Here is an 18,255-nt window from a genome sequence, read left to right on the forward strand (position 1 = left end):
CGAAGCACGCTGGCACATGATTCGCTCGCTGCGCTCGCTCATCCCGCGATCCGAACCGTCGTCGACGTCCCCCAAATAGCCAGGCTGAGAAAGAAGTCCAGCACATTCACGAGCACGATCGCCGAGCGCACCGCCCGCCCCACCGCGATACCCACACCCGCCGGCCCGCCGGTGGCGTTGAAGCCGTAGTAGCAGTGCACCAGGATGATCACGAACGCGAAGATCAGCACCTTGAGGAACGAATACAGCACGTCCTGAGGTGGCAGGAACAGGCTGAAATAGTGGTCGTAGGCGCCACTGGATTGCCCTTCGAACCAGATGCTGACCGTCCGCGAGGCCAGGTAGGTGCCGAGCAGGCCCACGATGTAGAGCGGAATGACCGCGAGGAATCCCGCGATCACCCGGGTCGTCACCAGGAACGGAATACCGGGCACCGCCATCACTTCGAGCGCGTCGATCTCCTCCGAGATCCGCATCGCGCCCAATTGCGCGGTGAAACCGCAGCCCACCGTCGCCGACAATGCCAAAGCCGCAGTGAGCGGGGCGATTTCGCGGGTGTTGATGTAGGCGGTGAGGAAGCCGGTGAGCACCGAGGTGCCGAGCGCGTCCAGGGCCTTGAAACCCTGCAGGCCGACGACGAAACCGACCGACATGGACATGAACACGATCACCCCGATGGTGCCGCCGATCACCGCGAGCGCACCGGAACCGAAGGTCACCTCGGCCAGCAGCCGCTGTACTTCCTTGCGGTAATGCACCGCGGTACGCGGAATCCAGGCGATGGCACGCGAGTAGAACAGCATCTGCTCGCCGGCGCGATCGATGAGCGTCACCGGCGCCTTGGCGGCCCGTTCGGCCAGGCGGATGGACTTCGCCACCACCGGCGCTCGGTACTGGGTTGCCATGGCTCAGGCGCCCTTGGCCGGGACAACCTGCAGATAGACCAGCGTCAGCACCAAATTCACGAAGAACAGCACCAAGAAGGTGATCACCACGGACTGATTCACGGCCTCACCGACGCCTTTCGGCCCCCGGCCGGGATGTAATCCCTTGTACGCGGCGATAACTCCGGCCAGCAGCCCGAAGATCAGCGCCTTGATCTCACCGATCCACAGGTCCGGCAACTGCGCCAGCGCCGAGAACGAGGCGAGATAGGCGCCCGGAGTACCGCCCTGCAGCAGCACATTGAAGAAATAGCCACCGGCGATGCCGACCACCGACACCAAACCGTTGAGCAGCACCGCCACCAGCATCATCCCCAGCACCCGCGGCACCACCAGCCGATGGATCGGGTCGACGCCGAGCACCTCCATCGCGTCGATCTCCTCGCGGATGGTGCGCGAACCGAGATCGGCGGCGACCGCCGACCCGGCGGCGCCCGCGATGATCAGCGCGGTGACGACCGGGGCGGCCTGCTGCACAGTGGCGAGCACACTGGTAGCCCCCGTGAAGGATTCGGCGCCGAGCTGTTTGACGAGCGAACCCGTCTGCAACGAGACAACGGCGCCGAACGGGATGGCCACCAACGCGCTGGGCAGGATCGAGACACTGGCGATGAACCAGGACTGCTCGATGAACTCCCGCCACTGGAACGGCGGCTTGAACGTCTTGCGCGCCACGTCGGCGAGGAGCGCAAAGATGTTGCCGGCCTGGCCGAATGCGGACTCGACCGGAGTCCGGAAACGCACCAGGGTGGGGTTCACCCGGCGAATGCTACCTGCTGGCTACCCTTTAGTTGTGTTGTGGCGCACGGTCGTGTCGTACCCGCCGCCCAATTCCTGTGTGCCACCGTCGTAGTTGGGTCCGGCCTGCGTGTAGGCCGGAAGCACCTGCGTGTCACCCTCGCCCTGGAGAGATTCGCGGATCGCGTCCTGCGCCGCACGGGGCAGCGTGTGCATGATCTCGCGGACGCGCGCCTGACGACGAGCAACCGCCTGGCGAACCGGCATACCCGGCTGCGCCTTCATCTGCGGAATGATGCCTTCGACCTCTTCGGTGCCGCCGTGGTGGTGACCGGCGTCGGCCATGGCCTGCTCGCGGGCCATCTGCGCCTCGTCCTTCTCCTCGGACATGCCGATCGGGCCGATCATGCGGCCGTTGAGGAACTGCTTGACCACGGGCTCGTCGGAGGTGAGCAGCACCTCGCGCGGGCCGAACATGACCAGCTGGCGGCGGAACAGCATGCCGATGTTGTCGGGCACGGTGCGGGCCAGGTTGATGTTGTGCGTCACGATCAGGATCGTGGCGTCGATCTGGGCGTTGATGTCGAGCAGCAGCTGCGACAGGTACGAGGTACGTACCGGGTCCAGACCGGAGTCGGGCTCGTCGACGAGGATGATCTGCGGGTCCAGCACCAGCGCGCGGGCCAGCCCGGCGCGCTTGCGCATACCACCGGAGATCTCGCCGGGCAGTTTGCCTTCGGCGCCGAGCAGACCGGTGAGCTCCAGCTTCTCCATGACGATCTTGCGGATCTCGGACTCGGACTTCTTCGTGTGCTCACGCAGCGGGAACGCCGTGTTGTCGAAGAGGTTCATCGAGCCGAACAGCGCGCCGTCCTGGAACAGCACACCGAAGAGCTTGCGGATCTCGTAGAGCTCCTTGTTGGAGCAGGTGGTGATGTCGGTGCCGTCGATGTAGATGGAGCCGCGCTCGGGGCGCAGCAGACCGATCAGCGACTTCAGGAAGACGGACTTACCGGTACCGGAGGGGCCCAGCAGGGCACTGACCTCACCGGAGGGCAGCGTAATACTCACGTCCTGCCAAATACGCTGTGAACCAAAGGACTTGGTTACACTTTCGGTCCTGACTTCGACGCCCACGCCTACCTCCACAAATTCTTCAGCGAGCCCCCGTGTGCCGAACCGCGCGCGATCTCGCGGTGTGTCACGTCACAGTGGGTCCGGTCACTGTAGCTCACGTGCGAGATGCGGCGCACCCCAACCTGACCGAAGAGTAACCCAGACACCCGTGCCAGGTAAGGACCGCCGGTAAGCGAGTCCAGAAATGCAAAACGGGCGGCCCCCCGAAGGGAACCGCCCGTTTCGAGCGCAATGCGGTCGAATTACTTGACCGAGACCTTGGCGCCGGCCTCTTCCAGCTTCGCCTTGGCAGCCTCGGCGGCGTCCTTGGCAACCTTCTCCAGGATCGCCTTCGGGGCGCCCTCGACCAGGTCCTTGGCTTCCTTCAGGCCCAGGCCGGAGACGATCTCGCGAACGACCTTGATGACCTGGATCTTCTTGTCGCCGGCACCCTCGAGGATGACGTCGAACTCGTCCTGCTCTTCGACGGCGTCGGCAGCGGCGGCCGGGCCGGCCGGGCCCGCCATGGCGACCGGAGCGGCAGCCTTGACGTCGAACTTGTCCTCGAACGCCTTCACGAACTCGGACAGCTCCAGCAGGGTCATTCCGCCGATGGTCTCGAGCAGCTCGTCAACGTTAGCCATTGATATTTCCTTTCGATGGGGTCATCTCCGCGTGAGCGGCGATGAAATGCTTGGGGTGGGTGACTTATTCGGCGTCGGCGGCCGGAGCATCGGCAACGGCGCCACCGGCGCGCTGCTTCTCCTCCAGGGCCACGAGCAGGCGAGCCATCTTCGTCGCCGGAGCGGCGAACGTGGCGGCAGCCTTCGACAGGTTGGCCTTCATCGCGCCGGCCAGCTTGGCCAGCAGGACCTCGCGGGACTCCAGGTCGGCGATCCGCTCAACTTCGGACACGGACAGCGCGACGCCGTCCATGTATCCGCCCTTGATGATCAGCGCCTTGTTGTCCTTGGCGAAAGCCTTGAGCGCCTTCGCGGCGTCGACCGGCTCACCCTTGATGAAGGTGATAGCGGTCGGACCGACGAACAAGTCATCCAGGCCTTCGACGCCAGCCTCGGCGGCAGCGCGCTTGACCAGGGTGTTCTTGGCGACGGAGTAAGTGGCGCCGGTGCCCAGGGCACGACGCAGCTCGGTGATCTTGCCGACCGAAAGGCCACGGTATTCCGTGACAACAGTGGCCGTCGAGCTCTTGAACTGCTCCGTGATCTCCGCGACCGCGGTGACCTTCTCAGGTTTTGCCATACTTCGCCTCCTCTCTGGATGGTCGGTTCTCGTATCGAACTTCCGAATTCCAGGGGCCGGCGAAAAAGCTAACGCCCCGGACGCAGAGCGTTCCGGGGCGCACAGGAATCATTCGTTTTACCGAATCATGTCCCTAACCTCGGTTCATCCCTGCGTGGGCCGCCGGCAATATCGCCGGACCTTCGACCGCACCCTGACGGGCACAGCGACCAACGGTCTTCGGTAGAACGGATTGGGTAGTTATCGAACTGGTCGATTACTTGCTCCTACGGTACAGGCACCTACCCCCATCTGCCAAAACGGGGTTCGCACGAGGCCGATATGCCGTTCCATTGTTGTGTGCTGGCTCACATTGAAGACCTCAATGTGGCCGAAGTCGCTGCTAACAGGTGTTACTTCCGGTGACAGTTACTGCTTAGCTGCTGAACTATGGCAACCTCCATAGTCGATCCACCACAGCTGCTGGAACGACGATCGCAGCGCTTCCTCGCCCTGGCCGTGATCTGCCTGGCAGAACTGCTGGTCGTCCTCGACAACACCATCGTCAACGTGGCATTACCGTCCATCGGTGTCGAGCTGCGGACCAACGTCAGCGGCTTGCAGTGGGTGGTGGACGCGTTCACGCTCACGTTCGCCGGCCTGCTGCTGGCCTTCGGCAATCTCGGTGACCGCTACGGGCGGAAACGGATGATGATGCTCGGCCTGGGCGGCGTCGCCGCGATGTCGATCGCGGGTGCGCTCTCGGAATCCATGGGCGCGGTCATCGCCTCCCGCGCTGCCATGGGCATCTTCGCGGCAGCTGTCTTCCCCGCGACGCTGGCCCTGATCATCAATATCTTCACCGAACGCCGCGAACGGGCGCTCGCGATCGCCGCCTGGACCGCCATGGCCGGTTTCGCCATCGCGATCGGCCCGATCTCGGGCGGCTGGCTGCTGGAGCATTTCTCCTGGCATTCGGTGTTCTGGATCAATGTGCCGGTGGCGATAGTGGCTTTGGCGGCCACCTGGTTCTGGGTGCCGGAATCGCGCTCCCCGCAGGTCGGCAAGCTGGATCTGCCCGGCATCGCGCTGTCCATCGCCGGCATCACGCTGGTGGTGTGGGCCATCATCGAGGCGCCGCACAACGGCTGGTTGTCGTTCACCACCCTCGGTACCGCGGCGCTCGGCGTGGCGCTCTCGGCCGCGTTCATCGGCTGGGAATTACGTACCCGCGCACCGATTCTCGACATGCGGCTGTTCCGGAACCGCCGATTCTCCCTGCCCGCCTTGTCGATCGCGATCGGCTACTTCTCGATGTTCGGGTTCCTGTTCCTGATCACCCAGTACTTCCAGGGCGTCCGCGAATACACCCCGCTCGAATTCGGTATCGCCTCACTGCCGTTCGCGTTCTCCGTCGCGATCGGCGCACCGGTCGCCACCCTGCTCGCGCAGCGCCTCGGCACCACGCCGGTCATCGTGTTCGGCCTGCTACTCACCGGCTTGGGCCTCTACCTCGGCGGCCAGGTCACCGTGGACAGCGCCTATCTCACCGACGTGCTGCCCTCGATGGTCTCGATGGCTTTCGGCCTGGCCATCGTGCAGGGCCCGGCCACCGAATCCATCATGGGCGCACTGCCTTTGGATGAAGCGGGCGCGGGTTCCGCGGTGAACGACACCACCCGCGAAATCGGCGGCACCCTCGGCGTCGCGGTGCTCGGCTCGATTGTGGCCTCCTACTACACGACTCGCGTCGAACCGCTGATCGCGAAGGTCCCCGCCACGCTCATGACCGAGGACCAGAAGAGCCTCGTCCAGGCCAGCCCGCTCAGCGTGCTGGAGCTCCGCAAGCGGGAACTGCCGTCCTTCCTGGAGGGCCAGCGCGAAAACCTCATCACCGCAATGAAATCCGCGGCCCTGGAGGGCTCGCACGCCGCCTCGCTGGTCGCCGCGGCCGCGGTGGTGGTCTGCGCCGTGATCGTCGCGATCTTCCTGCCCTGGGGTGTCCCGGAAGGCGAATCCGTCCTGCTCGGCTGGCGGAAGTCCGCCGACGCCGAGTAGCCCACCAATAGCAAAGGGCGGGAACGCGATTCGCGTTCCCGCCCCTCAGGCGTTACGGCCAGGTGCTACTGCGCATCCTCTTCGAGGAGGTTGCGGGTGCGGTTCGGGTCCACCGGGATGCCCGGTCCGGTGTTCGTCGAAACCGTGATCTTCTTGACGTAGCGGCCCTTGGCGGTCGAGGGCTTCACACGCAGGATCTCCTCCAGCGCGGCGCCGTAGTTCTCCACCAGCTTGGCATCGTCGAAGGACGCCTTGCCGATGACGAAGTGCAGGTTGGCCTGCTTGTCGACGCGGAAGTTGATCTTGCCGCCCTTGATGTCGTTGACGGCCTTGGTCACATCGGGGGTGACGGTGCCCGTCTTCGGGTTCGGCATCAGACCGCGCGGGCCCAGGACACGCGCGATGCGGCCGACCTTGGCCATCTGATCCGGGGTGGCGATCGCGGCGTCGAAGTCCAGCCAGCCGCCCTGGATCCGCTCGATCAGGTCCTCGGCGCCGACGGCGTCCGCACCGGCGGCCTCGGCCTCGGCGGCCTTGTCGCCGACCGCGAACACGATGACGCGGGCGGTCTTACCGGTGCCGTGCGGCAGGTTGACCGTGCCGCGGACCATCTGGTCGGCCTTACGGGGATCCACACCGAGACGAACGGCGACCTCGACGGTCGCGTCGGTCTTGGTGGTGGCGGTCTCCTTCGCCAGCCGCGCAGCGGTCAGCGGGGAGTACAGCTTGTCCTTGTCGACCTTCTCGGCCGCGGCGAGGTACGCCTTGCTTCGTTTTGCCATGTTGCTCTGTCCTTGTTTCTAGTTCAGATGTGGTTGTCGGGCCTGGCCGGCCCTCCCACATGGGTTGCGGCTTTTAGCCTTCGACCGTGATGCCCATCGAGCGCGCGGTACCGGCGATGATCTTCGCGGCCTGCTCGATGTCGTTGGCGTTCAGGTCTTCCTGCTTGGTCTTGGCGATCTCACGGACCTGGTCCATGGTGACCTTCGCGACCTTGGTCTTGTGCGGCTCAGCCGAACCCTTCTGCACACCGGCGGCCTTGAGCAGCAACCGGGCGGCGGGCGGGGTCTTCAGCTTGAAGTCGAACGAGCGATCTTCGTAGACCGAGATCTCGACCGGGATGACATTGCCGAGCTGCTGCTGAGTAGCGGCGTTGTACGCCTTGCAGAACTCCATGATGTTCACGCCGTGCTGACCGAGCGCGGGGCCGACCGGCGGAGCCGGATTCGCCTTACCGGCCTCGATCTGCAGCTTGATGAGCCCGGCGAGCTTCTTCTTCTTGGGGGGCATCTTTCTTCCTTGGTTTTTTCGGTTCCTTACGGTTGCCGTAAGCCTTTGGCGGGCGCGGCCGGATCCCGGATGACAACTCCTCGGGATCCACGCACGAACCCATATACCTTACCGGGGGCCACTACCTCGACATCCGGGCGGCCCCGTCGAACACCAAAGGCCCGGCTCGCGCCGGGCCGATGGAAGCTTTAGATCTTGGCGACCTGGGTGAACGCCAACTCGACCGGAGTCTCGCGGCCGAAGATCGAGACCAGCACCTTGAGCTTCTGCTGTTCGGCGTTGACCTCGGAGATGCTGGCGGGCAGCGTGGCGAACGGGCCGTCCATGACGGTGACCGACTCGCCGACCTCGAAGTCGACCTCGATGGTCGGCTTGGGGGACACGTCGGAGGACGGGGAAGCGCCGGCGGCGACTTCGGCAGCGGTCGGCTTCTTCTGCTGCTGCGCGGCCGGGACCAGGAACTTCACGACATCGGCGATGGTCAGCGGGGACGGGCGCGAGGTGGCGCCGACGAAACCGGTGACACCGGGGGTGTTACGCACCGCGCCCCAGGATTCGTCGTTGAGTTCCATGCGGACCAGGATGTAGCCGGGCAGCACCTTGCGGTTGACGTGCTTGCGCTGGCCGTTCTTGATCTCGGTGACCTCTTCGGTCGGCACCTCGACCTGGAAGATGTACTCCTCGAGGTCCAGGTTCTGCACGCGGGTCTCGAGGTTGGCCTTCACCTTGTTCTCGTAACCGGCGTAGGAGTGGATGACGTACCAGTCACCCGGAGCGCGCCGCAGCGCGGCCGTCATCTCGGCGACCGGATCAGCCGGCTCGGCGTCGATGGGCGCTTCAGGCTCGGCCGGAGCAGCCTCGGCTTCGTCGACAGCAGCGGATTCCCCGGCGGTCTCGGCGGCTTCCACCGCGTCGTCGACCGGGAACTCGTCGTTTGTGTCGTTCTCCGGGGTGCTCACTGGGCACTCACTTCCTGTGTCGTCACGTACATCGTCTGCCTGCCGGGATTCGGCCTCACTAGCGAGCGGCGGCGTAGCGGCGCTGCACCGGAGTCCCAGGCTAGCCGAACAGCCAGTTGACACCCTTGATGAACGCCAGGTCCAACCCGCTGATGAACGCCACCATGAAGATCACGAACACCAGAACGACGGTCGTATAGGTGACCATCTGCTTCCGGTTGGGCCAGATCACCTTGCGCAGTTCCGCGATAACCTCACGCAGGAACTTGCTCAGGCGCTTGAACGGATTACCCCGCTTCTCGCCTTTGGTCTTGTCTGCCTTCTTCAGCGACGGCCGGTCGATCGTGGCGATCGACCCGGTGTCCGACGCGGAACCGCGAGTCCGGCGCGCGGACCGCTTACCGCTCGGCCGAGCAACCGCGGCGGTGTCATCGCCATCGTCGGCCGCGCCGTGGCGAGTATCCCGCTCGTCGACCACGTCGATCCTCTCTCGTCGCTGGCTTTAAAGGGCAGGGGCGACAGGACTTGAACCTGCAACCTGCGGTTTTGGAGACCGCTGCTCTGCCAATTGAGCTACGCCCCTTTGGTCGGACCCAAGTGCGTCCAACCACTTTCGATATTCAGTTCTACATTATTCCGGTTGTCACATGACACGCGCGCTGCTCGAGAGCAGCGCGCAGCGGCTGGTAACCCCGGAGCACGAGTCTACGTCACCGCCCGCGCCAATTACCAATCCGGGGCCACCACGCTGGTTCAGGACAGCTGAACCGTCGCCGTCGCGCGCCCGAAGATCTTGCGCCCGGCCGACTTCGCGACCATCGCGATCACCGCGGTGCGGGTTTCCGGGTCGACGGACTTCACCTTGCCGGTGTACTCGATCTCGGCCGCCTCGTCGGAGCCGACGTAGACGGGGCTGGTGAAGCGCACGTTGTATTCCTTGACCGCACCGGGATCGCCGAGCCAGGAGGTGACGAAACCGCCGCCGAGGCCCATGGTGAGCATGCCGTGCGCCACCACGTTGTCCAGGCCCACGAGCTTGACGACCTGGTCGCTCCAGTGGATCGGGTTCGCGTCGCCGGAGACGCCGGCGTAGTTGACCAGATCGCCACGGGTGAGCCGGACGGTGCGCGCGGGCAGCTCGTCGCCGACCGCGATGTCCTCGAAACGCAGTCCGTGCTTGGACGGTTCGATCTTCGGCGCCTTCGCCGGTGCCACGTGCCCGTCCAGCATCTTGGTGCGCGGCCGATGATTGGGCACCTCGCCGCCACCGACGCCGTGCATCAGCACGCCGCGCACAGCGCCCTGCAGGTTCGGGTCGATATCGCCGCCGCTGCGGCCGATCAGCGTGGTGTAGGTGGTGAGCACCAGCTCGTCGTGCTGGTCGGTGACGATGTTCTTGGTGACGATGATGTCGCCGCCGAAGGCCTGCCGGAACGAGTGCAGGTAGACGTCACAGGTGAGCTGGTCGCCGACCTTGATGGGCCGGTGGAATTCCAGGATCTGATCGGTCTGCATGATCTGGCTCAGGTCGTAGCCGGTGACGATCTGTTCGAACAGCTTGCCCTGGGCCAGAATGCCGACCAGCGAGATGAAGGTGAGCGGGGCGACGAGGCTGTCGTAGCCGTACTCGAGAGCGGCGTCCTCTTCCCAGTGCACCGGGTGGTAGTCCTGCACGGCGCGGGCGTATTCGCGGACCTTCTCGCGGCCGACCTCGTAGTAGTCGTCGACGCGGTAGTGGTGACCGACCATGGCCGCCGCGTGGGCGGCAGCGTCGAACTCGACATTCGCCTGGACTTCATCTGTACCGGTGGTGGTGTTCATTGTCACGGGAGGACTGTACCTATCTGACCCCGCAGCCCGGAGTCGGCGGAGCAATCACGCCGACTTACAAGGGATCCCGGCGTGACCGCGGGTGGCGGCTGTGTCCGTATATCGTTCTTACCCTGAATAGCGCTAAGGCCGGACTCTCGTCCGGCCTCGAGCAGTTCTGGCTATGTCGTCCCGGGTTAGCGGGATTCCTTGTGGGCCCGGTGAACGTTGCAGTTCGGGCAGTACTTCTTGATCTCCAAGCGATCCGGGTCGTTGCGCCGGTTCTTCTTGGTGATGTAGTTGCGATGCTTGCACTCTTCGCAGGCCAAGGTGATCTTTGGCCGGACATCGGTGGACTTCGCGGCCACGACATTCCTTCTTTCGCGTCAACCTAGCGGTCTGGGTTAATGGTAGCGATGGCCGGACTTGAACCGGCGACACAACGATTATGAGTCGTTTGCTCTACCAACTGAGCTACACCGCCACGGGGCGTATTGCCATTGGTGCCGCACCCAGCCCCACATCGTGGGACACGATAGCGATGCCGATTCGGCCACCACCGGCAATCCGGCGAGCCCCCTAACGGAATCGAACCGTTGACCTTTTCCTTACCATGGAAACGCTCTACCGACTGAGCTAAGGGGGCATGACAGCATCCGCTCCGGGTCTTACTTACTGACTCGGCGCGGCGAAGTCTTGAACGAGATTACACACTCCCCGGTCGCACCTCCAAATCGTGAGGTCAGAGGTTGTTTCCGGCGAGTGTTCCGGCCACCGGCCGGGATCCGGGCCCTGGAACCAAGAAACCCCCGCCGATCAATCAAGATCGACGGGGGCTTTCGGTGGCAGATGTAGGATTCGAACCTACGTAGGCTTTCACCGACAGATTTACAGTCTGCTCCCATTGGCCGCTCGGGCAATCTGCCATCACGCTAGGCGCGGTGACGAGAATACATCGAACCCGCACCCTCAATGCAAACCGGCTGCACAACGCCGGTTTAGAGGGGCGCTTCGGGTGGCATCACCGTCCTGCCCGGCTACCCGTGCCGCGATGCGGCGGGACTACCGTCACGCTTCCGGGTACAACTAACGATGTCCGGAAATCCCGTCAGGAACAGGAGCGCAGTGTGGCCGATTCGTCTTTCGATGTCGTCAGCAAGGTCGACCGGCAGGAGGTCGACAACGCCCTGCATCAGGCGGAGAAGGAGCTGAACACCCGCTACGACTTCCGTGGCACCGGCGCCACGATCGAATGGTCCGGCGAGGAGAACATCGTGCTCACCGCCGAGGCGGAAGAGCGGGTCGTGGCCGCGCTCGATGTGTTCAAGGAGAAGCTGATCCGCCGCGATATCTCGCTCAAGGCGTTCGACGCCGGCGAACCGCAGGCCTCCGGCAAGCTCTACAAGATCACCGGCACGCTGGTGCAGGGTATCGACACCGAGCACGCCAAGAAGATCTCCAAGAAGATCCGCGACGAAGGCCCCAAGGGCGTCAAGGCGCAGATCCAGGGCGAGGAACTACGAGTCAGCAGCAAGAAGCGCGACGACCTGCAGGCCGTCATCTCGCTGCTGAAGGGCGAGGATTTCGGTATCGCACTGCAGTTCGTCAACTACCGATAGATGCGAAAACGGCTGGGCGGCTTGCGATTTCATTGATCTAGCGGGCCGCCCGCCAGTTCTTCCAGGCGGGCGATGCGCTCGGCCATCGGCGGGTGGGTGGAGAACCAGCGCGCGGCGCGCTCACCGTTGCGGAACGGGTTGGCGATCATCAGGTGTGACTGGGTGGTCAGCTGTGGCTCCGGGGGCAGCGGAGCGGCCTGCACGCCACGCTCCAGCTTGCGCAGCGCCGACGCCAGGGCCAGTGGGTCACCGGTCAATTCGGCGCCCGACTGATCGGCCTGGAACTCCCGGGAGCGGGAAACGGCCAGCCGCACCAGGGTCGCCGCGATCGGGCCCAGAAGTGAGATCAAAAGCACACCGAGGACATTCGGACCGCCGCCGTTGTCGCGGTTGCCGCCGAACATCGACGCGAAGAACGCCAGATTCGCCAGGCCGGAAATGACGGCGGCGAGCGCGCCCGCGATCGAGGAGATCAGGATGTCGCGGTTGTAGACGTGCGACAGCTCGTGCCCGAGCACCGCGCGCAGTTCCCGCTCGTCCAGGATCTGCAGGATGCCGCTGGTACAGCAGACCGCGGCGTGCCGCGGACTGCGGCCGGTGGCGAAGGCGTTAGGGGCATTGGTCGGCGAGATGTAGAGCCGCGGCATGGGCTGGCGCGCGGTGGTCGCGAGCTCGCGCACGATGCGGTAGATAACGGGCGCTTCCAGCTCGCTCACCGGCTGTGCGTGCATGGCCTTCAACGCGAGCTTGTCGCTGTTGAAGTAGGCGTAGGCGTTGGTGCCGACGGCGATCAGAATGGCGATGATCAAGATCGTCGGACTGCGGAACATGGCCCCGGCGAACACGATCAGCGCCGAAAGCCCGACCATCAACCCGAAGGTCTTCAAGCCGTTCGCATACCCGCCGTGCATAGGTCTCCCTCGCCGCTCCCCCAGTTCCGTCCCTGCCCTTACAGCAGTTCAAACGATAGAAAGGGTGGGCGAGTTCCGCCGGAGATGTGGGCTATCCGACGCGCTCGATGGTGTAGCGGACGAGTCGCTGCAGGGCGTCGTTGGCGGGGCCGGCGGGCAGGGCGGACAGTTCGGCGTGCGCGACGTCGGCGTAGCCCTGCAGCTTCTCCTTGGCCAGCACCATGCCGCGGGAGCGGCCGAGCAGAGCCAGGGCCTCGTCTACCTCGGCGTCGGTCTCCAGCGGACGGGCCAGCAGCGCACGCAGGCGGTCGCCGTCGGCGCCTTCCTCGCGCAGCGCGTACAGCACCGGCAGCGTGTGCACGCCCTCGCGCAGGTCGGTGCCGGGAGTCTTGCCGGACTGCTCGGCGGCCGAGGAGATGTCGATGATGTCGTCGGAGATCTGGAAGGCGGTGCCGACGGCGTCGCCCAGGCGGGCCAGGCGTTCGACGTGGTCGGTGTCGGCGCCGGAGAAGGTGCCGCCGAAACGGCCGGACGCGGCGATCAGCGAACCCGTCTTCTCCCAGACCACGCGCAGGTAGTGCTCGACCGGATCCTGGGATTCGCGGGCGCCCATGGTTTCCCGCATCTGGCCGGTGACCAGTTCGGCGAAGGTCTCGGCGATGATGCGCACCGCGTCCGGGCCCAGGGTGGAGGTCAGGCGGGAGGCGTGCGCGAACAGGTAGTCGCCGGCGAGGATCGCGATGCTGTTGCCCCAGCGGGAATTAACGCTCACGGCGCCGCGGCGCATCGGAGCCTCGTCCATCACGTCGTCGTGGTACAGGGTGGCCAGGTGCACGAGTTCGACGACGGTGCCCGCGGTGATCAGCGCGGGGTCGGTCGGGTTCGGGCCGAGCTGGCCGGTGAGGATGGTGAACAGCGGGCGGAAGCGCTTGCCGCCGGCCTTGGCCAGGTGCAGCGCGGCTTCCTGGAGGAAGTCCTCGCCGTCGGACAGCTCGTCGATGAGGAGTTTTTCGACCTGCTCCAGGCCGTTGCGCACAGTGCCAGCGAGCTCGAGGTCGCCGAGGTCGACCCCCGCCACCACCGTATTCTGCTCATCCACAGCCGATGTGCTCATTTCTTCTCCCAGCGATGCGTCCGACCCCACGGTAAGAACCTAGCGTGTACCAGCCACGCGGCCCCATGAACACCGTCACTATGTGGTGCACCAACCAGCCTTCCATATCCGGTGCACGCGACGTGGCTCGGCCGCGCCGGATTCGCCGTGTTCGCGGGCACACCGCGTCGACATGAACATGACGGTCCTGCAAGTATTGGGCCATGGGTTCACCGGATGTCACCCCCGCTGGCGCGCTGCCCAACCGGACCGAAGTTCTGGTTGTCGGCGCGGGCCCGGCCGGTTCGGCCGCGGCGGCCTGGGCCGCGCGGGCGGGCCGCGAGGTGCTGCTGATCGATTCCGCCGTGTTCCCCAGGGACAAGACCTGCGGCGACGGGCTGACTCCCCGCGCGACCAAAGAGCTCGAGCATCTCGGTCTCGGCGACTGGGTGCGCGCACACACCGTGAACCACGGTCTGCGGATGACCGGTTTCGGTCGCGAGGCCCTGCTGCCCTGGCCCGACGGCTCCTTCCCGACGTACGGAAGTGCCGTTCCGCGAACCGAACTCGACGACAAGCTGCGCGAGACGGCGGTGAAGTCCGGGGCCGGGATGCTGGACGGTACGAAGGTGATCGATGTCACCCGCGAGGGCGATCGGGTCACCGGGGTGACGGTGCAGACCGCTGCGGGTACGCGCGCGATCGAGTGCACGACACTGGTCGTCGCCGATGGCGTGCGCTCCCCCATCGGCAAGAAGCTCGGCCGGACCTGGCATCGGCAATACGCCTACGGGACCGCGGCGCGCGCCTACATCAAGTCCGCGCGCAGCGACGATCAGTGGATCACCTCGCATTTGGAGCTGCGGGACGCCGAGAACAATCTGGTGCCCGGCTACGGGTGGGTGTTCCCGCTCGGCAACGGTGAGGTGAACATCGGCGTCGGGTCGCTGGCCACCGAGGCACGGCCCTCGCACATCGCGTTGAAACCGCTACTGCAGCACTACACTTCGCAACGCTTCGAGGAATGGGGCTTCGAAGGAGAGCTGCGCGCGGTCGCTTCGGCGCTGCTGCCGATGGGTGGCGCGGTGTCGAATGTGGCTGGACGCAACTGGGTGCTCATCGGTGACGCGGCCGGTTGTGTGAATCCGCTCAACGGCGAGGGCATCGACTACGGGCTCGAGGGCGGGCACATGCTGTCCGAGCTGCTCGACGAACCCGACTTCACGCACATCTGGCCGGAACTGCTGCGGGCCCGCTACGGGCGGACCTTCTCCGCGGCCCGGCGGATCGCGGGCCTGGCCACCCACCCGCGCATGGTGCCGCTCGGCGGCCCGCCGGTGATGCGGTCGAAGTACCTGCAGCGCACCGCCGTTCGCGTGATGGGCAACCTCGTCACCGACGAGGACCTGGATATCACCGCCCGCGCCTGGCGCTTGGCCGGGCGAGCCTCTATGCGTTCCGACGAGTTGCCCCCCTTCGCCTGATGTCCGGCCTGCCCGCGCTCTATTTGCTCCCACACCTGCGGCGGGCGCGGGATCTGGCGGACCGGAACTACGCGGAGCCCCTCGATCTGGACGAATTAGCCTCCGCCGCAGGAATTTCCAAGTTTCATTTTCTGCGCGCGTTCACCGCGGTGTACGGCAAGACGCCCGCGGTCTACCTGGCCGAGCGGCGCATCGAGCGGGCCCAGGACCTGCTGCGCGCCACCAACCTGACAGTCACCGAGATCTGCATGCTGGTCGGTTACAGCAGCCTCGGTTCGTTCAGTAGCAAGTTCCGGCAGCTGGTCGGCGTCAGTCCCTCGGAGTATCAGGCCGAGTTCGCCCACGGCGCTCCGCACATCCCCGGATGCTTTATTTTCATGCACGGGCTATCGGATCGGAAACCAGAACCGGGGTCATGATCCGGCGCTTTCGGAACTGCGCAATTTCGGAGAAGCCGCAGGCGGTCCGGGCAAATAGCCTGGACGCATGACGACAATTACGAACGTTTCGCTGGTTACGGTCTATGTGAACGATCAGACCGAGGCCAAGCAGTGGTACGTGGACAAGCTGGGGTTCGTGGAGACCAGCGACGTCACCATGGGCGAGAACGGGTTCCGCTGGGTGACGGTGGCGCAGCCGGACCATCTCGAACTCCAGGTGACCTTGATGGAGCCCGGGCCGCCGCTGGACGACAATCTGGCCGAGGCGATCCGGCGGGCACTGGCCAACGGCACGCACGGAGCTTTGGGGCTGCAGACCGAGAACTGTCAGAAGGCATTCGAGGAGCTGACCGCGAAGGGCGTGGAATTCGTGCAGCCGCCGGCCGAGCGGCCCTACGGCACCGAGGCGGTCATCCGGGACAACTCCGGCAACTGGCTGGTGCTGGTGGAGCCGAAGGACTTCGACGTGAAGACAATGACCGATTACGAGCCCTGCCCGGAGTAGCCGGAAACGAATGCGCCGGGGCTCGTCGTTGAGCACCCGGCGCGTCAGTCAGCGGATGCGGCAACTCAGGCGTTGGCCTGGCTGGCCACCCACTCCTGCATGAACTCACGCTCGCTGTTGAGCACGCGGTGCAGCAGCTGCTCGGCCAGCGGCTCGATGGCGCCGCCGACCAGCGGGACCTTCACATCGACGGTGCCGACGACCTCGATCTCCGAACCCTCGGCGGTCGGGCGCATTTCGTAGGCGCCCGACATCTCGCTGTTGATGCCGCCGGTCGCGGCTTCCAGGGTGCCCCGGGCGATCTCGCCGTCGAGGCGCCCCCAGTTGTCGGTGCGCGAGAACATGAGTTCGCTCTTGAGCACCTTGGTCACCAGGCTCGGAATCTTGTCGTCGCTGGCCTTTTCGGTCATGTGGATGCGAATGGTGCCCGCACCGTCGGGATGCGTGAGATCGATGGTGGCAGTCGTCGCTTCGGCGAACCGGGCCTGCCAGGCGTTGTCGTCGGTAAGTGCCCGGTGAAGATCTTCGACCGGGATGCTGTAGGGCACGGTGAAGCTGAATTTTCGGGACATGGGCGCACAGGTTAGTTGAGGTGCTCAGTAGGCTGGATTGGTGTCGGAAACCAAGCGGTCTGAAGCATCGCGTAGCGATTCCGTTGCGCGCGATGTCCGTCTGCGCCGGACCTGTACCGCCGCACTCGCCACGGCGACGGTGATCAGTGTGCTGATGGTTCTACTGGTGCTCGCCGCGTGGCGTGACGACTATCTGATCAGCTCCGACAAGGGCACCACCACGGCCGAGGTGCTGTCGGCGGGCCGGTTGCGTTCGGCGGTCAGTTATGTGACGCCGGACGGGAAGAACCACAACCCGAAGGTCGGCGTGCTGTACCCGACCAATCTCACCGCGGGTGAGCGGATCAAGGTCGAGTACAGCCGCGAGGATCCCGATCTGGTCCGAGTCGCGGGCCGGGACGCGCGGGTCGCGCTGCTGCCCGCGGCATCGGTGATTGTGGTGGCCTGGGGTGTGGCGCTGCCCGTCGTCTGGGTGATCCGGCGAATGCGGCGCCGGGCTACTGCGCCCACGGCGGGCTGAGCTTGCTGCCGTCGGCCATCGTGGCCTGGAAACCCGCGGGAATCGCGATGTGCGCGACCGCGGGCTCGTCGCCCGGGTTGCCGACCGCGATCGGGCTGCCCGCGGGCACGACGAGCGCGTCACCCGCGTTGAGCAGCTGGCCGCTGATCTCCAGCTGACCCGAGATCAGCATGAAGACCTCGTCCCGGTCGAGGACGTGGGCCGCACCGGTTTCCTGGTTCGGCGGCACGGTGAGCCGCCAGGTGCAGAGCTGCGCCGAGCCGCGACTCGGTGATGCCATACCACTGAACTGGGCGTGGGGTAGGTCGAATCGGGGGGCGTCGGCGGCGGTGATGAGGTGCATATATCTCCTGAAATAGACAAGTTCACTTGAACAAGTTGACTTGACTATCATGGCGGCATGACTCGTTCCGCGCAAGACCTGGATTTGGGAATTCTGCTCGGCCTCGGCTACCAGCATTTCGTGCACGAGATGCGAGAAGCCCTGGCCGAAAAAGGCTTCGGTGACGCCGGGCCGTCCTACGGCTACGTCTTCCGCAGTCTCGACCTGCGCGCGATGAACATCAGCGAGCTCGCCGACCGGCTCACGATCACCAAGCAGGGCGCGGCGCAGTTGGTCGACGAGATGGAGAAACGCGGTTACGTGGAACGCCGGCCCGACCCCGGCGACCGCCGGGCGAAGCTGCTCTACCTCAGCGACAAGGGCAACAACGCACTCGCCGCCGCCCGGCGGTTCCACCGCGATCTGGAGCGCAAGCTGGTCAAGGCACACGGCGCGGAGGCGGTGCGCACCCTGCGCACGCTGCTGGAAGCGATCACCACACCGGAGAATCTGGCCGACCCGCGGTGGCGGGCGCCCCACATCTGAGCGGGCTCGTCGATAAGTTCGCCGGAACTTTCCATGGGCTTCACGTCGGCGTCGGGGCCCGGCGCGCTGGGCCGGTCAGGCTGAGCT

General features: G+C 65.3%; 22 protein-coding genes and 4 tRNA genes. 7 read left to right on the forward strand and 19 right to left on the reverse strand.

Translation table 11 applies throughout. The features are described 5' to 3' along the window. Positions 1 to 38: 38 nt before the first annotated feature. The 5 genes from IBX22_RS14305 to rplJ all read right to left on the reverse strand — a co-directional run bounded on the left by IBX22_RS14305 (position 39) and on the right by rplJ (position 4,061). Positions 39 to 803 (reverse strand): ABC transporter permease, encoded by a 765-nt coding sequence (locus IBX22_RS14305; protein WP_228538985.1) that lies wholly within the window; start codon positions 801 to 803, stop codon positions 39 to 41. 105 nt (positions 804 to 908) lie between these two features. Beyond that, on the reverse strand, positions 909 to 1,703 hold the full coding sequence (locus IBX22_RS14310; protein WP_194816077.1) for an ABC transporter permease: 795 nt from the start codon (positions 1,701 to 1,703) through the stop codon (positions 909 to 911). Positions 1,704 to 1,724: 21 nt separating this feature from the next. After that, positions 1,725 to 2,819, reverse strand: coding sequence for an ABC transporter ATP-binding protein (locus IBX22_RS14315; RefSeq protein ID WP_194816078.1), 1,095 nt, complete (start codon positions 2,817 to 2,819; stop codon positions 1,725 to 1,727). A gap of 242 nt (positions 2,820 to 3,061) precedes the next feature. Next, on the reverse strand, positions 3,062 to 3,442 hold the full coding sequence (gene rplL / locus IBX22_RS14320) for a 50S ribosomal protein L7/L12 (RefSeq protein ID WP_194816079.1): 381 nt from the start codon (positions 3,440 to 3,442) through the stop codon (positions 3,062 to 3,064). 64 nt (positions 3,443 to 3,506) lie between these two features. Next, a complete protein-coding gene (gene rplJ, locus IBX22_RS14325) occupies positions 3,507 to 4,061 on the reverse strand; it encodes a 50S ribosomal protein L10 (RefSeq protein ID WP_194816080.1) in 555 nt (184 codons plus the stop codon). Between the two features lie 429 nt (positions 4,062 to 4,490). Between rplJ and IBX22_RS14330 the strand changes: the two genes are divergently transcribed. Beyond that, the gene (locus tag IBX22_RS14330; protein ID WP_194816081.1) at positions 4,491 to 6,098 is read left to right on the forward strand and encodes an MFS transporter; all 1,608 of its coding nucleotides are present in this window, start codon (positions 4,491 to 4,493) and stop codon (positions 6,096 to 6,098) included. A gap of 65 nt (positions 6,099 to 6,163) precedes the next feature. Here IBX22_RS14330 and rplA read toward each other — a convergent pair whose 3' ends face one another. The 10 genes from rplA to IBX22_RS14380 form a co-directional block, all read right to left on the reverse strand. Beyond that, on the reverse strand, positions 6,164 to 6,880 hold the full coding sequence (gene rplA, locus IBX22_RS14335; protein ID WP_194816082.1) for a 50S ribosomal protein L1: 717 nt from the start codon (positions 6,878 to 6,880) through the stop codon (positions 6,164 to 6,166). Positions 6,881 to 6,953: 73 nt separating this feature from the next. Beyond that, positions 6,954 to 7,388: a 50S ribosomal protein L11 gene (gene rplK / locus IBX22_RS14340; protein WP_194816083.1), complete on the reverse strand. Its 435-nt coding sequence runs from the start codon at positions 7,386 to 7,388 to the stop codon at positions 6,954 to 6,956. Between the two features lie 188 nt (positions 7,389 to 7,576). Further along, entirely contained in the window at positions 7,577 to 8,347 is a 771-nt protein-coding gene (gene nusG / locus IBX22_RS14345; RefSeq protein ID WP_309234610.1) for a transcription termination/antitermination protein NusG, read from the reverse strand. A gap of 100 nt (positions 8,348 to 8,447) precedes the next feature. Further along, entirely contained in the window at positions 8,448 to 8,825 is a 378-nt protein-coding gene (gene secE / locus IBX22_RS14350) for a preprotein translocase subunit SecE (RefSeq protein WP_194816084.1), read from the reverse strand. 32 nt (positions 8,826 to 8,857) lie between these two features. Continuing rightward, a tRNA-Trp gene (locus tag IBX22_RS14355) sits at positions 8,858 to 8,930 on the reverse strand. Positions 8,931 to 9,100: 170 nt separating this feature from the next. After that, a complete protein-coding gene (locus IBX22_RS14360) occupies positions 9,101 to 10,168 on the reverse strand; it encodes a fused (3R)-hydroxyacyl-ACP dehydratase subunits HadA/HadB (RefSeq protein WP_194817676.1) in 1,068 nt (355 codons plus the stop codon). Between the two features lie 185 nt (positions 10,169 to 10,353). Continuing rightward, positions 10,354 to 10,524 (reverse strand): 50S ribosomal protein L33, encoded by a 171-nt coding sequence (gene rpmG / locus IBX22_RS14365; RefSeq protein ID WP_194816085.1) that lies wholly within the window; start codon positions 10,522 to 10,524, stop codon positions 10,354 to 10,356. A gap of 40 nt (positions 10,525 to 10,564) precedes the next feature. After that, a tRNA-Met gene (locus IBX22_RS14370) sits at positions 10,565 to 10,640 on the reverse strand. A gap of 89 nt (positions 10,641 to 10,729) precedes the next feature. Further along, a tRNA-Thr gene (locus IBX22_RS14375) sits at positions 10,730 to 10,802 on the reverse strand. 197 nt (positions 10,803 to 10,999) lie between these two features. Continuing rightward, positions 11,000 to 11,082 (reverse strand) — tRNA-Tyr (locus tag IBX22_RS14380). Positions 11,083 to 11,283: 201 nt separating this feature from the next. Here IBX22_RS14380 and IBX22_RS14385 point away from each other — a divergent pair. After that, a complete protein-coding gene (locus tag IBX22_RS14385) occupies positions 11,284 to 11,775 on the forward strand; it encodes a YajQ family cyclic di-GMP-binding protein (protein WP_194816086.1) in 492 nt (163 codons plus the stop codon). A gap of 29 nt (positions 11,776 to 11,804) precedes the next feature. On the opposite strand, the gene htpX is transcribed toward IBX22_RS14385, so the two are convergent. Together htpX and IBX22_RS14395 are read right to left on the reverse strand one after the other, a co-directional pair. Further along, positions 11,805 to 12,686, reverse strand: a complete 882-nt coding sequence (gene htpX, locus IBX22_RS14390) for a zinc metalloprotease HtpX (RefSeq protein ID WP_194816087.1) — start codon at positions 12,684 to 12,686, stop codon at positions 11,805 to 11,807. 91 nt (positions 12,687 to 12,777) lie between these two features. Continuing rightward, positions 12,778 to 13,800, reverse strand: a complete 1,023-nt coding sequence (locus IBX22_RS14395; protein WP_194816088.1) for a polyprenyl synthetase family protein — start codon at positions 13,798 to 13,800, stop codon at positions 12,778 to 12,780. Positions 13,801 to 14,003: 203 nt separating this feature from the next. Between IBX22_RS14395 and IBX22_RS14400 the strand changes: the two genes are divergently transcribed. From IBX22_RS14400 to IBX22_RS14410, 3 genes are all read left to right on the forward strand, one after another. Next, the gene (locus IBX22_RS14400; protein WP_194816089.1) at positions 14,004 to 15,263 is read left to right on the forward strand and encodes a geranylgeranyl reductase family protein; all 1,260 of its coding nucleotides are present in this window, start codon (positions 14,004 to 14,006) and stop codon (positions 15,261 to 15,263) included. After that, positions 15,263 to 15,682, forward strand: coding sequence for a helix-turn-helix domain-containing protein (locus IBX22_RS14405; RefSeq protein WP_194816090.1), 420 nt, complete (start codon positions 15,263 to 15,265; stop codon positions 15,680 to 15,682). Before IBX22_RS14400 ends, IBX22_RS14405 begins: the two co-directional genes overlap by 1 nt. Positions 15,683 to 15,749: 67 nt before the next feature. Then, the gene (locus tag IBX22_RS14410) at positions 15,750 to 16,208 is read left to right on the forward strand and encodes a VOC family protein (protein ID WP_194816091.1); all 459 of its coding nucleotides are present in this window, start codon (positions 15,750 to 15,752) and stop codon (positions 16,206 to 16,208) included. Positions 16,209 to 16,273: 65 nt separating this feature from the next. Here IBX22_RS14410 and IBX22_RS14415 read toward each other — a convergent pair whose 3' ends face one another. Continuing rightward, on the reverse strand, positions 16,274 to 16,780 hold the full coding sequence (locus IBX22_RS14415; protein WP_194816092.1) for a DUF2505 domain-containing protein: 507 nt from the start codon (positions 16,778 to 16,780) through the stop codon (positions 16,274 to 16,276). Between the two features lie 100 nt (positions 16,781 to 16,880). Here IBX22_RS14415 and IBX22_RS14420 point away from each other — a divergent pair, with 100 nt between their 5' ends. Continuing rightward, positions 16,881 to 17,300: a DUF3592 domain-containing protein gene (locus IBX22_RS14420; RefSeq protein WP_194817677.1), complete on the forward strand. Its 420-nt coding sequence runs from the start codon at positions 16,881 to 16,883 to the stop codon at positions 17,298 to 17,300. On the opposite strand, the gene IBX22_RS14425 is transcribed toward IBX22_RS14420, so the two are convergent. Continuing rightward, entirely contained in the window at positions 17,278 to 17,643 is a 366-nt protein-coding gene (locus IBX22_RS14425; RefSeq protein WP_194816093.1) for a cupin domain-containing protein, read from the reverse strand. The two genes, IBX22_RS14420 and IBX22_RS14425, sit on opposite strands and share 23 nt — an antisense overlap. Before the next feature lie 57 nt (positions 17,644 to 17,700). Between IBX22_RS14425 and IBX22_RS14430 the strand changes: the two genes are divergently transcribed. Beyond that, the gene (locus IBX22_RS14430) at positions 17,701 to 18,168 is read left to right on the forward strand and encodes a MarR family winged helix-turn-helix transcriptional regulator (protein ID WP_228538814.1); all 468 of its coding nucleotides are present in this window, start codon (positions 17,701 to 17,703) and stop codon (positions 18,166 to 18,168) included. Positions 18,169 to 18,255 lie beyond the last annotated feature (87 nt).

The sequence above is a fragment of the Nocardia sp. XZ_19_385 genome (genome assembly GCF_015355755.1).
Taxonomy (GTDB): Bacteria; Actinomycetota; Actinomycetes; order Mycobacteriales; family Mycobacteriaceae; genus Nocardia.

Excerpts from the sequence above, each read along its gene's own strand:
- IBX22_RS14305 (WP_228538985.1), bottom strand. The coding sequence starts at position 803 with ATGCTGTTCTACTCGCGTGCCATCGCCTGGATTCCGCGTACCGCGGTG.
- rplL (WP_194816079.1), bottom strand. The coding sequence starts at position 3,442 with ATGGCTAACGTTGACGAGCTGCTCGAGACCATCGGCGGAATGACCCTG.
- rplJ (WP_194816080.1), bottom strand. The coding sequence starts at position 4,061 with ATGGCAAAACCTGAGAAGGTCACCGCGGTCGCGGAGATCACGGAGCAG.
- IBX22_RS14330 (WP_194816081.1), top strand. The coding sequence starts at position 4,491 with ATGGCAACCTCCATAGTCGATCCACCACAGCTGCTGGAACGACGATCG.
- rplA (WP_194816082.1), bottom strand. The coding sequence starts at position 6,880 with ATGGCAAAACGAAGCAAGGCGTACCTCGCCGCGGCCGAGAAGGTCGAC.
- rplK (WP_194816083.1), bottom strand. The coding sequence starts at position 7,388 with ATGCCCCCCAAGAAGAAGAAGCTCGCCGGGCTCATCAAGCTGCAGATC.
- IBX22_RS14360 (WP_194817676.1), bottom strand. The coding sequence starts at position 10,168 with ATGAACACCACCACCGGTACAGATGAAGTCCAGGCGAATGTCGAGTTC.
- htpX (WP_194816087.1), bottom strand. The coding sequence starts at position 12,686 with ATGCACGGCGGGTATGCGAACGGCTTGAAGACCTTCGGGTTGATGGTC.
- IBX22_RS14395 (WP_194816088.1), bottom strand. The coding sequence starts at position 13,800 with ATGAGCACATCGGCTGTGGATGAGCAGAATACGGTGGTGGCGGGGGTC.
- IBX22_RS14400 (WP_194816089.1), top strand. The coding sequence starts at position 14,004 with ATGGGTTCACCGGATGTCACCCCCGCTGGCGCGCTGCCCAACCGGACC.
- IBX22_RS14405 (WP_194816090.1), top strand. The coding sequence starts at position 15,263 with ATGTCCGGCCTGCCCGCGCTCTATTTGCTCCCACACCTGCGGCGGGCG.
- IBX22_RS14410 (WP_194816091.1), top strand. The coding sequence starts at position 15,750 with ATGACGACAATTACGAACGTTTCGCTGGTTACGGTCTATGTGAACGAT.
- IBX22_RS14415 (WP_194816092.1), bottom strand. The coding sequence starts at position 16,780 with ATGTCCCGAAAATTCAGCTTCACCGTGCCCTACAGCATCCCGGTCGAA.
- IBX22_RS14425 (WP_194816093.1), bottom strand. The coding sequence starts at position 17,643 with ATGCACCTCATCACCGCCGCCGACGCCCCCCGATTCGACCTACCCCAC.
- IBX22_RS14430 (WP_228538814.1), top strand. The coding sequence starts at position 17,701 with ATGACTCGTTCCGCGCAAGACCTGGATTTGGGAATTCTGCTCGGCCTC.